This is a genomic window from Nodularia sp. UHCC 0506 (genome assembly GCF_034931045.1).
GTDB lineage: Bacteria > Cyanobacteriota > Cyanobacteriia > Cyanobacteriales > Nostocaceae > Nodularia.
The window spans coordinates 1-11,484 of record NZ_JAYGHH010000011.1 but is presented as its reverse complement, the minus strand read 5'-3'; the positions used below and the strand labels follow the sequence as shown (position 1 = coordinate 11,484).

Annotated in this window: 14 protein-coding genes; 7 read left to right on the top strand and 7 right to left on the bottom strand. The window is 41.0% G+C overall.

What is annotated here, in order from left to right; translation table 11 throughout:
• From VB654_RS09595 to VB654_RS09580, 4 genes are all read left to right on the top strand, one after another.
• The coding region (locus tag VB654_RS09595) for a hypothetical protein (protein WP_323213492.1) at positions 1-284 on the top strand (284 nt) is incomplete at its 5' end.
• Positions 285-386: 102 nt separating this feature from the next.
• The gene (locus tag VB654_RS09590) at positions 387-656 is read left to right on the top strand and encodes a deoxyribonucleotide triphosphate pyrophosphatase (RefSeq protein WP_323213491.1); all 270 of its coding nucleotides are present in this window, start codon (positions 387-389) and stop codon (positions 654-656) included.
• A 303-nt stretch (positions 657-959) separates the two neighbouring features.
• Positions 960-1,451, top strand: coding sequence for a hypothetical protein (locus VB654_RS09585; RefSeq protein WP_323213490.1), 492 nt, complete (start codon positions 960-962; stop codon positions 1,449-1,451).
• Positions 1,452-1,465: 14 nt separating this feature from the next.
• Positions 1,466-2,146 carry an ATP-dependent Zn protease gene (locus tag VB654_RS09580; protein WP_323213489.1) on the top strand — a complete coding sequence of 227 codons (681 nt, stop codon included), beginning with the start codon at positions 1,466-1,468 and terminating at the stop codon, positions 2,144-2,146.
• Between the two features lie 9 nt (positions 2,147-2,155).
• Here the strand turns inward: VB654_RS09580 and VB654_RS09575 are convergent, their stop codons facing one another.
• The 3 genes from VB654_RS09575 to VB654_RS09565 all read right to left on the bottom strand — a co-directional run bounded on the left by VB654_RS09575 (position 2,156) and on the right by VB654_RS09565 (position 3,905).
• A complete protein-coding gene (locus tag VB654_RS09575; protein WP_323213488.1) occupies positions 2,156-3,181 on the bottom strand; it encodes a diguanylate cyclase in 1,026 nt (341 codons plus the stop codon).
• A 324-nt stretch (positions 3,182-3,505) separates the two neighbouring features.
• Positions 3,506-3,706 (bottom strand): heavy-metal-associated domain-containing protein, encoded by a 201-nt coding sequence (locus VB654_RS09570; RefSeq protein ID WP_323213487.1) that lies wholly within the window; start codon positions 3,704-3,706, stop codon positions 3,506-3,508.
• A gap of 49 nt (positions 3,707-3,755) precedes the next feature.
• The gene (locus tag VB654_RS09565; RefSeq protein ID WP_323213486.1) at positions 3,756-3,905 is read right to left on the bottom strand and encodes a hypothetical protein; all 150 of its coding nucleotides are present in this window, start codon (positions 3,903-3,905) and stop codon (positions 3,756-3,758) included.
• A 244-nt stretch (positions 3,906-4,149) separates the two neighbouring features.
• On the opposite strand from VB654_RS09565, the gene alaS reads away from it, so the two are divergent.
• The 3 genes from alaS to VB654_RS09550 all read left to right on the top strand — a co-directional run bounded on the left by alaS (position 4,150) and on the right by VB654_RS09550 (position 7,960).
• The gene (alaS, locus tag VB654_RS09560; protein ID WP_323213485.1) at positions 4,150-6,792 is read left to right on the top strand and encodes an alanine--tRNA ligase; all 2,643 of its coding nucleotides are present in this window, start codon (positions 4,150-4,152) and stop codon (positions 6,790-6,792) included.
• 135 nt (positions 6,793-6,927) lie between these two features.
• Positions 6,928-7,653, top strand: coding sequence for a nuclease-related domain-containing protein (locus VB654_RS09555; protein WP_323213484.1), 726 nt, complete (start codon positions 6,928-6,930; stop codon positions 7,651-7,653).
• An 82-nt stretch (positions 7,654-7,735) separates the two neighbouring features.
• Entirely contained in the window at positions 7,736-7,960 is a 225-nt protein-coding gene (locus VB654_RS09550; RefSeq protein ID WP_323213483.1) for a PIN domain-containing protein, read from the top strand.
• 72 nt (positions 7,961-8,032) lie between these two features.
• Here the strand turns inward: VB654_RS09550 and VB654_RS09545 are convergent, their stop codons facing one another.
• The 4 genes from VB654_RS09545 to VB654_RS09530 all read right to left on the bottom strand — a co-directional run.
• Positions 8,033-8,812: an exosortase-dependent surface protein XDP2 gene (locus VB654_RS09545; RefSeq protein ID WP_323213482.1), complete on the bottom strand. Its 780-nt coding sequence runs from the start codon at positions 8,810-8,812 to the stop codon at positions 8,033-8,035.
• Positions 8,813-9,224: 412 nt separating this feature from the next.
• Positions 9,225-10,241: a type I glyceraldehyde-3-phosphate dehydrogenase gene (gene gap / locus VB654_RS09540; RefSeq protein WP_323213481.1), complete on the bottom strand. Its 1,017-nt coding sequence runs from the start codon at positions 10,239-10,241 to the stop codon at positions 9,225-9,227.
• Positions 10,242-10,325: 84 nt separating this feature from the next.
• A complete protein-coding gene (locus VB654_RS09535; protein WP_323213480.1) occupies positions 10,326-10,559 on the bottom strand; it encodes a hypothetical protein in 234 nt (77 codons plus the stop codon).
• Positions 10,560-10,647: 88 nt separating this feature from the next.
• Positions 10,648-11,484: transketolase family protein (locus VB654_RS09530; protein WP_323213479.1), on the bottom strand; the 837-nt coding region annotated here is incomplete at its 5' end.

The following is an 11,484-nucleotide window of genomic DNA, read 5'->3' as shown; positions in this document are numbered from 1 at the left end:
CAGCACCCCCTAAGTATATGAAGCTTTTAGGAAATCTCGCTTTAGCCCTACTATTTGGCACTATGTCAGTGACAGCCTTGAATCCCATGTTTAAGGCTATAGCCCAAGAAGCCTCAGAAGCCCCAGAAACAGAGATGCAATCTCCTCCCGAACCTGGCACTAACCAACGGATAGAGATGGGAGAGGTAGAGATTCAAATAGAAGAGGAAAAGGAAGTAGAATTAGAACCTGAACAAAGTATCACTAATACTCCCAAACCGATGGAGGAAAGTAGTTCCGATTAGCAGCACCTATTCCCTGTTCCCTATCCTCAAAAATAACTAACGGCACGCTATGGGAACAGCAAGCCCTACTTACCATTTGTAAATTGCTGACAATATTATAGCGTGGCGTTAGCCATAGGTAAGTCAATGAAGCCTTTAGGAAATGTCGCTTTAGCGCTACTACTTGGAACTATATCAGTTACAGCCTTAAATCCTCTGTCTCAGGCTATAGCCCAAAAAACCGAGATGCCCTCTCCTCCTGAATCTGTCAACCAACAAATAGATATTCAAGAGATAGGTATTCAAATAGAAAATAAAATTGAAATAGAATTAGAACCGAAACAAAGTATCATTCATACACCAGAATCTGGTGAGCAAAAAAGTTCTGATTAACAATGATTTTCGCTCAGTCAAATTAATTCAAAAGTTTATTTTTCCTTAAGTTGGCTGAAATCGTCTGGGATATATGACAGAATTGCTTCAGCTTTTAGTTGCAGTGGAGTGATGCGGCGTAAATCATTCACACTCCGTTAACCTCAAGGCATAATGATTCTTGATTCAACCAATATGTCGGTTAATCATGAATCATATCTCTAAACCCGCCCGTACTACCCAATGTGTCCATAGGTACAAAAGCTTACTTGCATAAACTGAAGTGATCATATATTCTAGTCATTGCTCTAATCCCTGCCCTAGATGAATAAAGCATTGAACGAAACGCTTTCAATCTTAATTGCCCAAAGCATAAAAAGTAAAGCTAATCAGCCATTTGATAACGCTTACAGAGCAGTATTAGCGACAGAGAAAGCCAAATATGTTCAGGGGTTTTTAGCTGTTGCCCAAATGCCATACCAACCGATTGAACATGGCTGGATAGAATTAGGCGATGCCTCTGGAAATGATGCTTCTATTGTGAATATTATCGACCCCACCTTACCACACCTGTATAAAACAGCCCAAGAACTTTGGTATTTCGCTGCCCAAAGCTTTAGTATCAAGCAACTAAAAGCGATTATTGAAGAATCAAAAGAAGATTATCCCGAAGATAATCCATTACCAATCTATGGTGATGCACCTTATGAATATTATGGGGATGTTATGTTGGGTGGTCAGGAATATTTAGCAGCTTATCAGGCAGCAGAGGCTAAGTGCAAAGAACTCAGAGAATTAAACGCCACGATTAACTAAATTACAAAAACCCCATGAGTCAGACTGCTTTAAATTTAGTGGCAATATCTATATTTCTGATGACTTTATCAGTGCTGTTGGGGCCATTAATTCATTTGTCCCCAGCCGTACCAGCTATTGCTACCTTCACTATTTTAGGAATAGCCACTTTCGATAATTTCAGTTTGCAAGGTCAGGGAGGGACGATAATTTTAGATTGGATTGCAGGTTTTTCTCCTGAACACCGCGATCGCATTATCCACCATGAAGCAGGCCATTTTCTAACAGCGCATCTACTAGATATTCCTGTGACTGGCTATACACTCAGCGCTTGGGAAGCTTGGAGACAAGGACAACCGGGACAAGGTGGTGTTAGCTTTGATGATGGTGAATTAGCAACTCAATTACAACGGGGGACAATCAGCACCCAAATCATAGACCGCTATTGTACAATTTGGATGGCGGGGATTGTGGCAGAAACTTTAGTTTTTGATCATGCTCAAGGTGGATCTGATGATCAAAGCAAACTAACTGGAGTCTTAGCAGGTTTAGGTTTTTCGCCGGCAGATATTCAGCAGAAAAAACGGTTTCATCTTCTGCAAGCCAAAAATTTACTGCAAGAAAATTGGTCTAGTTACGAAGTTTTAGTCAAATCCATGCAACAACGCGTTTCTGTAATTGATTGTCAACGAATAATTGATGATGTTGCTGCATGAATTGCGTCTCTATGAAGAAACTGCTTTGAGATGGGGAACAGAGGTAGAATAGTCACACCCCACAACTTGGTTACGTCCAGCAGCTTTAGCCTGTAATAAGTATTGATCAGCACGATGCAGTAAGCTGAACCCATGCACATCATCATTTGCTTGCAGACTGGCAGTACCTAAGCTAATAGTGATATTAATAGCTAGTTTACTGTTGATTGTAAACGTTTCATCGCCAATGATACGGTTAAGACGCTTTGCCACTAAAAATGCTTCTTCAGCATTAGTGTCAGCTAAAATTAAGACAAATTCCTCGCCACCATAACGAAAAGCAGTATCTTGAAACCGCAGATTGCGCCGCAGACGATTACATATTAATTGTAAGATGCGATCGCCAACTAAATGCCCATAGGTATCGTTAACTTTTTTAAAATAGTCTACATCTAGAATAATTAAACTCAAGGGATTTCCTTTTGTCCGTGCTTGAATGATTTGTCTGGGTAATTCCCATTCCAACGCCCGGCGATTATTCATTTCTGTCAAGGAATCAGCTAAGGCGATAGTTGACAATAAATCATTTGTCTGGAATAACTCCCGGTATTTCTGCGCTTTCCGTACACCCACCATCACTTGAGCTAACACTAAAGTATGATGTGCTGTCATACCTGTAAAATTAGACTCTGTTTTTGTCTCAGGGAGTTGCCAAATATAAGCATCGGCCCCTTGTTTGAGTGCAGTTGCAGTGGTTTCTAATTCCCATTCCCAGTCCTGCTGATCTCTAGCAACCAGTTGCTGGGGACGATCTTCTAAAAAAATACAGTAGATCCACGATAGCTGAGTTTGAGTTTTCAACCAGTGGCACAGTTCCATACTGCCATCCATACTCCCCTGTGTAATTACTATATCCGGCGGTGTAATTTGAATGTGCGACACTGCCTGATTCATATTTATGATAACTTCTATACTAAAATTCCTGGCATCAAGGATATGATGGGGAAGTGTTTTGAGAAAGTTCTGACTTCCAAAGACCAGAATAGAAATTTTCATTACTGTACTTTCTGCCCCATTTCAAGCTAAGATTTACCGATTTTTTCCTAAAATTAAATCTAACTGTATTTATTTAAATGGAAAACTACCCTCAATTTAATATGTAGAAAATTTAAATATACAATATACGTGTATCTTCAACTTAAACAATTATCAAATTTCACAATTAATTTTTCTTATCTTACATTTTTTGCCAAGTATAAATACGGAATATTCTTACAAGACTGAAGAATCTTGGTTTAAGTTATTGCTATAAGTTATCTGATCAGCTTTCACGGTGAAAAAATTTGTATTTACATGAGTTTTAAAGGTGACGAATCATCATCAATAGCCTTCAATGTGAAAGCCAGCCGCAACAATTACTTGTTTAATAGATTCCTCAGCAGCAGAAGTTTCCACAGTGACTGTTTTATCTTGAACATCTACATCTACTAGAGCATTGGGTTCCATGACGTGAATAGATTCTGTGATTTTTGCTGCACATTGATCACAAGCAATATCTGGAACTTTTAGTTTAAGTGCCATTACTGTTCTCTAGATATAAATTTTATTTTTGTTAATTAAATTGATACTATCAGTGCAGATAGCGATGGGCAAAGCCCCGCCTTCGGCGATCGCACATCTGACTAAAGTTAGGTAATGTGGAATTTACAGATAGAGACAGTGAAAAAAAGTAGAGCAGTTTTATAGAAAATTTCCACCATCTGCGTTTATATGCGTCCATCTGCGTTTAATTATTACTGCTTGTACCTCACTGGAATGGGAACTGCCATAACTCCCGACAAGCAAAAATGTCTGGCAGGAAACTTAAACAAAATGCCAAAATAGAGATACAGCAGCTTTCATTGAGATAAATTAAAGAGTTATCTGTGTTTATCTATGTCCATCTGTGTGATGGCATAGAAGCCCTATCCTGGGGCATACTTTTTCTGTAAAAACGACTATTATTGAAACTAATTTTTCAACCCATGCCTGAAAATCCCCAAAAACTGAGCGGTAACGAAATTCGCGACTTATTTCTGAACTTCTTTGCCGAAAGAGGACACCAAATTCTCCCCAGCGCTTCCCTCGTCCCAGAAGATCCCACAGTGCTGCTGACAATTGCGGGGATGCTACCATTTAAACCGATATTCTTAGGACAGCGCACAGCAGAATTTAATCGCGCCACCACATCGCAAAAGTGCATCCGGACAAATGACATCGAGAATGTGGGACGCACCAAACGCCATCATACATTTTTTGAGATGTTGGGTAACTTTAGCTTTGGAGATTATTTTAAACCACAAGCGATCGCCTGGGGTTGGGAATTATCCACTCAAGTTTTCGGCTTACCACCAGAAAAGCTAGTAGTCAGCGTCTTTGAAGATGATGATGAAGCATATAATATTTGGCGCGATGATATTGGCGTACCCGAAGCTAGAATCAAGCGCATGGGCGAAGACGATAACTTTTGGGTATCTGGACACACAGGCCCCTGTGGACCCTGTTCGGAAATTTATTATGATTTTCACCCGGAATTGGGAGATGAAAACATCGATTTAGAAGACGATACCCGGTTTATCGAGTTTTATAACCTGGTATTCATGCAATATAACCGAGATGCTGAAGGTAATTTAACACCTCTGCAAAACAAAAACATTGATACTGGGATGGGTTTGGAAAGGATGGCGCAAATCCTGCAACAAGTCCCGAATAACTACGAAACTGATTTAATTTTCCCGATTATCGAGACAGCCGCCGAAATCGCTGGAATTGATTACCACAAAAGCGACGAAACCACCAAAGTTTCCTTAAAAGTTATTGGTGATCATGTCCGTTCTGTGGTACAAATGATTTCTGATGAAATTCGCGCCTCCAATGTGGGACGGGGTTATGTATTGCGGCGATTAATTCGGCGGGTGGTACGTCATGGGCGATTATTGGGAATTAACAGCGAATTTATTACCCAAGTTGCCGAAACTGCAATTTCCCTGTCAGAATCAGCTTATCCCAATGTTAGGCAACGGGAAGCAGCAATTAAAGCTGAGTTGCAACGGGAAGAAGCCAATTTCCTCAGAACTTTGGATAGAGGCGAGAAACTTTTAGAGGAAATCATCCAAGAGGTGAAACAACAAGGTAAAACCTCTATTAGCGGTGAAAGTGCCTTTACTTTATACGATACCTTTGGTTTCCCCCTGGAACTGACCCAAGAAATCGCCGCAGAAAATCAGCTAACTGTAGATGAAGCGGGATTTAACGCCGAAATGCAAAAGCAGGTGGAACGTGCCAAAGCTGCCCACGAAACCATTGATTTAACTGTGCAAGGTTCCCTGGATAAGTTAGCCGAACACATCCAGGCGACGGAATTTATCGGTTATACCCAACCTGCGGCGACAGCGAAAGTCGAAGCCATATTAATAGATGGCATTGCCCAAGAGGAAGCAGAAGCCGGGACAGAAATTCAAATTGTGATCAATCAAACCCCATTTTATGCCGAGTCTGGGGGACAAATTGGGGATAAAGGTTATATCTCCGGTGATGGTGTGGTGGTGAGGGTAGAAGATGTGAAAAGAGAATCTGATTTTTTTATCCACTTTGGACGCATCGAACGTGGTACAATCCGAGTAGGAGATACTGTAACTGCTCAAATTGATCGGGCTTGTCGTCGTCGCGCTGAAGCTAACCATACTGCAACCCATTTATTGCAAGCGGCGTTAAAGAAACTTGTGGATGATAGTATATCTCAAGCCGGTTCTCTGGTTTCCTTTGATAGATTGCGCTTTGACTTTAACTGTCCCCGTGGTTTGACAGCAGCAGAAGTGGAACAAGTTGAAGCCCAGGTAAATACTTGGATTGCGGAAGCACATACTGCAAACATAGAAGTATTACCTATAGCCGAGGCAAAGGCTAGGGGTGCTGTGGCGATGTTTGGGGAAAAATACGGTGAAGAAGTGCGGGTGATTGATTTCCCTAGCGTGTCAATGGAACTCTGCGGTGGAACTCACGTAAGTAATACTGCGGAAATTGGCATATTTAAGATTATCTCTGAGGCGGGTGTGGCTTCTGGGGTGCGACGCATTGAGGCTGTATCTGGTCCAGCAATCTTGGATTATCTCAATGTTCGGGATAATGTAGTTAAGGATTTAAGCGATCGCTTTAAAGTTAAACCCGAAGAATTACCAGAGAGAATCACAACTCTGCAAACTGAACTGAGAAATAGTGAGAAACAATTAGCTACACTGAAATCACAATTGGCGATCGCTAAATCAGACAGTTTGCTGCAAACAGTAGAATCTGTAGGCGATTATCAAATTTTGGTGGCGCAGATGGAAGACGTTGACCCGGAATCATTGAAAACTGCGGCGGAAAGGTTACTGCAAAAAATCGGTAATGGTGCTGTGGTGCTGGGTTCTGTTCCGGAAGCCGGGAAGGTGAGTATAGTTGCAGCTTTCAGCGCAGAGGTGAATAAAAAGGGACTGCAAGCGGGTAAATTTGTCGGTACTATTGCCAAGATTTGCGGCGGTGGCGGTGGTGGAAGACCGAATTTAGCCCAAGCCGGCGGACGGGATGCGAGTAAGTTACCAGAAGCGTTAGCCAAGGCTCACAGTGATTTACTCTCAGCACTGAGTTAATTATCTTCTCTTGTGGGGCGGGCATCTTGCCTGCCTTTGATATTCTTAATAAGGCGGTTTTTGTTTTACTAAATCTGATTTAATATTTATTGTGGGTAGATGAATTGACAAAAGTATAGAAATGGATAATTTACTATGAAAGTTCTACAACAATCATCAACACTGAGGGCAAGATTTAACGAAAAAATCAATGCTAAAAAATCTGCTCAACGTCAAGAAGTTAATCAGGTCTTAGGTAATAATTTATTCGGTCAATTAGGTTCATTTGTATATGAATTTCAACAAGTTAAAAATCAATTCCAAGGCAACATGGGGGAGTGGGGTATATCAGCAATTATGCAAGCCTTCCCCGATACATGGGTAATGTTCAATAATGCTTTAATTCCCACTAACAACTCAGGTGATTTAACAGAAATAGACCATTTAATTATCGGGTTAAAAGGCATTTTTTTATTAGAAATTAAAACCTGGAAAGGTTCATTTACTGCATACCAGGATAAATGGAAACGTCGAGAAGGCAACAGTTGGGTAGCAATATCTAATAGTCCTACTTCTCAAAGTGCTTATCATCAAAAAATGTTTAGCCGATGGATAAATTCTGTAGTTCCAAACCTTCCTGATACTTCTGTTTATGCTCCTGTGGTGTTTCCCATAGCTAAATGGTTAGGAATTAATAATTGTTCAGTACCAGTTTTTCATGGTGTACCCGCACTGCTACAAACAATGGTTAGTTGTCCTCAGTGTTTAACAGAAAGAGAAGTACAGTTAATTGCTGAAGCTGTAGCCAATTATAAGATTCCTGAAAATACTGCCCCAATTCCTAAACCAAAACTTGTTAAACGTCAAAATGATCACATTTGAAGCTTTTACCGTTCTCCCATATATAAGATTAACAAATCAATTTTTGGGTTAAGCCTATATTAAAGCAGGAATCCCAGCCGATATGACGTTGCGAGTAGTCATTGACACAAACATTTGGATTCGCATTTTGCTAAAAGGACGAGTTACGTTGCCGATTTTGGAAGCATTTAATCAACACAAATTCCAGTTGGTAATGAGTCAACCTCTCATGGAAGAACTCCATCTTGTTTGGAATCGCTCCCGTTTAAGAAAGGTCAAGCCAAATTCGATTATCAATAGCAAAAACGATCGCATAATCTTAACTTAGATTAAGTGCGATCGCATCAATTAATTATCGGTTTTTTTTATCGAAGCCGAAACATATATTGATAGAGGTGATTTAAGCGTTGTTTGTAGCTTGACGACGGCGAGATAAACCAACGACTCCAGCTACCAAACCAAGACCTAACAAGCTCGCTGGTTCAGGTACGGTTGTTGGCACGGATGCACCCACAACTTTGAAGTCAGGTCCGTTAAAGTTTGATTCAGCACTGACCCGAATCCCTACGATAGAGCTGTTTTTAGCTAGACCGAAAGCTGTCAAGTCCAAACCTTTAGAACCAACTGCTTGAGCGCTCCCAATCTCAGTCGTATCAATGCTATAACCAGCATCTGTCCACATATTCGCCAAAATTGTGAAAGCGGAGGAGCCTGCTAGTACATTGCCGACAGCATCAATAGCTTCAACCTTTAACTTACTATTCAGTCCCCGTTCCCAGAAAAACAAGTTATCTACTGCGTCGGCAAAGAAAAGGTTGAGTTTAAACTGACCATCATCTTCACCATCTATGATGTTGTTGAGGTTAAGATTTCCCAGTGAAGCAGCTATCTGAACAGCAGTAGGATCTTCAGCAACTACACCATCGGCATTATCTCCTGCATCTGAGCTGGCTGGACCCAAAGCACCATTATTTTCAATAATAGTGGCGCTCTCAACTAAGATAAAATCACTGATGATGTTTCCGTTCTTCTCTACCGAGTTCAAAAAGATATTTTCTGTGGCATCGCCAGTCTGAGTGAAGTTAGTCGTGAATGAAAAAGCCTGTGCAGGAGTTGAAGATAAGGCTAAAACACCAGCAGCCATGAAGCCTGTCAAATTAGTAATACTTTGTAGTTTCATGATGTAACTCACATACGATTTGTGTTGCCATTTCATCATGCCACAAGTATATTCCGAAATATAGGTAATTTACGTAATCTTATTTTTCAATTTCAAGTTCAGTGTTTATACATAAACATTAAGCAAAGTCTTATGATAGAAGACTTTTCCATGTTTCATAATTCATACTGTGGTATTTACTGCCCCTTTTTTTAAGTAAATTGAGTGTTTAGCTTCACACTTTCATCATACTTTCAGTTTTGGCAACTCGGCGGCTAACTCAATATTTGACGAAATTTCTGCCATCACATAAACCTGAAGTCCATTTTCGCCCCGCTTCTTGGAGAGTTTTGGTTATTTGGCATAGGTTTTTCTTTCCGCAAAGGTACGCAGATATCTCTTTTTTGGCATACTTGGCGACTTGGCGGTTCGTTTAAACAGTTTGCAGAGATCGAGAGATTTTCGCCATTTTTTGGGCTTGTCGAACCATTTGACAGGCGTAACCCCATTCATTGTCATACCAACTCATGATTTTTACTAAGTCGCCATCCACAACTTGAGTCATGCTTAAATCGACAATTGAGGCGCGAGAATCTTGGATAATATCAGATGAAACTATAGGATCTTCGCAGACACCTAAAACATCTTGGTATCTTTGGTTATTGGTTTCTTCTCTAAAAACATTATTGATTTCTTCTACAGTAGTTGGTCTTGCGGTGACAAAAGTGATATCTGCAATGGAACCGACCGTGACAGGAACCCGTATCGCTGCACCATCAAACTTGTTTGCGTATTGGGTGAGAACTTGAGCCGTGGCGATCGCTGCCCCGGTTGTAGTTGGTACTATATTAGCAGCCGCAGCTCTACCCCTAGTAAATTTTTTATGCGGTCTATCCACTATCTCTTGACTGGAAGTATAGGCGTGAACTGTGGTCATAATTGCCTTTTTTACTCCGATTCTTCTGCCCATGACTTCGACGACGGGAGTAATGCAATTAGTGGTACAACTGGCACAGGAAACCATCCGCTCTGATTCGGGAGTTTCGTTAACGCCATACACAATTGTCTGAATATCTTTGGTCTTGGCTGGAGCCGATAAGATCACATTTTTAGCTCCGGCTTGCAGATGTTTTTCTAGTTTTTCTTTTTTGGTGAATATTCCTGTACATTCAAAGACGATATCAATATCTAAGTCATCCCAAGGCAGGTTAGTTGGGTCTTTTTCCTTAAATACTTGATATGTTTTACAACCAATTATTAAATTATTACTATTACTTTCTACAGGTTTTTCATATCTACCATAAACAGTATCATATTTCAATAAATAAGCTAAATTATCTGGTGGAATTATCTCATTTATAGCGACTAATTCTAATTCGTTATTATTCAGAAGAATCTTTAAAACTGCTCTACCAATTCTACCTAATCCATTAATTGCTACTCTCGTCATAATTTACCTACTTTGGGAATTGATGTTATTTTTATGAGGAAGGCGGGCAGGATGCCCACCCCACTGTATGCCTAAAATCTTCACCTAATGCGCTACAAGTTGCTCGGTGCGTTTGGCTAGTAGCTGCTTGGCTTGTTCTGCTGTATTCTGGTTTTCTTGTTTGATATTTTGGAAGAATTGGACGAGTTCGCGATCGCCTGCTTGTTCGGCATCTTGGATATATGTTTCGCAGCACGCAGAACACTTAAGAGCATGGTACAATACACTAATCAAATTGAAGTGTTCGTCTTTAGTTCCAGTACGATACTTATCAGACATTTTCTTCACTCCTGGTGACAGTAATTTCTACGGTAACTGTGGCTTTTGCTGTTAACTCCTACCAGAAGAAAGAGTTAGACATTAATGTTTATACTCCCACTGGCTGTCTGACTTGCGATTTCACAGCGTCCACAATGGCATCTGCATCAATTTTGGCAGCATGAAGTAGTTCTTCTGGTGTGCCTGAACTTGGCATATCTCGCACCGCTAATTTAATTAATCGCAGTTGGGGGCCATCATAAATGGGTGTGTTGCTAGTACCAGCAAAGGCATCCAGCACCGCCGCACCCAGTCCGCCTTCTATCCAATGGTCTTCCACTACAACTAAATTTCCTTCGGTATCCCGTGCAGCTTGATGCAATGTCTGCATATCAATGGGTTTGACTGAGTAAGCATCGATGACGCGAACTGTGATTCCTTCGTCTTTCAGTCTGTCGTAAGCCTTAATTGCTTCATGGAGAGTAATACCTGCACCAATCACCGCCGCTTGATCTTGGTCAGAACTGCGAATAATCTTGCTTCCACCAATGGGAAATTCTTCTTGAGATTCATAGATAATCGGTGTACTTTCCCTAGTTGTGCGAAGATAAACAATACCATTGCGATCGCTCATTTGGGCAACTAACTTGGCTGTCTGATTGGCATCACTGGGATAAAGTACCGTACTACTCCACACAGCCCGAAATGCGGCTAAATCTTCTAAAGCCATCTGTGAAGCACCATCCTGTCCAATGGATACCCCCGCATGGGAACCCACTAATTTAATGTTGGCACGAGATACAGCCGCCATCCTGACAAAATCGTAAGCACGGGAGAGGAACGCCGCAAAGGTTGAAGCGAAGGGTTTGTATTCTCGCACCTGTAAGCCCACCGCAGCTGCTACCATTTGCTGTTCAGCAATATACATCTCAAAGTAGCGCTCTGG

Bases quoted from the DNA above. Each gene is read 5' to 3' on its own strand.
- VB654_RS09550 (WP_323213483.1), top strand. From the start codon at position 7,736: ATGACGTTGCGAGTAGTCATTGACACAAACATTTGGATTCGCATTTTG.
- VB654_RS09565 (WP_323213486.1), bottom strand. From the start codon at position 3,905: ATGGACGCATATAAACGCAGATGGTGGAAATTTTCTATAAAACTGCTC.
- VB654_RS09580 (WP_323213489.1), top strand. From the start codon at position 1,466: ATGAGTCAGACTGCTTTAAATTTAGTGGCAATATCTATATTTCTGATG.
- alaS (WP_323213485.1), top strand. From the start codon at position 4,150: ATGCCTGAAAATCCCCAAAAACTGAGCGGTAACGAAATTCGCGACTTA.
- VB654_RS09535 (WP_323213480.1), bottom strand. From the start codon at position 10,559: ATGTCTGATAAGTATCGTACTGGAACTAAAGACGAACACTTCAATTTG.
- VB654_RS09575 (WP_323213488.1), bottom strand. From the start codon at position 3,181: ATGAAAATTTCTATTCTGGTCTTTGGAAGTCAGAACTTTCTCAAAACA.
- VB654_RS09555 (WP_323213484.1), top strand. From the start codon at position 6,928: ATGAAAGTTCTACAACAATCATCAACACTGAGGGCAAGATTTAACGAA.
- VB654_RS09570 (WP_323213487.1), bottom strand. From the start codon at position 3,706: ATGGCACTTAAACTAAAAGTTCCAGATATTGCTTGTGATCAATGTGCA.
- VB654_RS09545 (WP_323213482.1), bottom strand. From the start codon at position 8,812: ATGAAACTACAAAGTATTACTAATTTGACAGGCTTCATGGCTGCTGGT.
- gap (WP_323213481.1), bottom strand. From the start codon at position 10,241: ATGACGAGAGTAGCAATTAATGGATTAGGTAGAATTGGTAGAGCAGTT.
- VB654_RS09585 (WP_323213490.1), top strand. From the start codon at position 960: ATGAATAAAGCATTGAACGAAACGCTTTCAATCTTAATTGCCCAAAGC.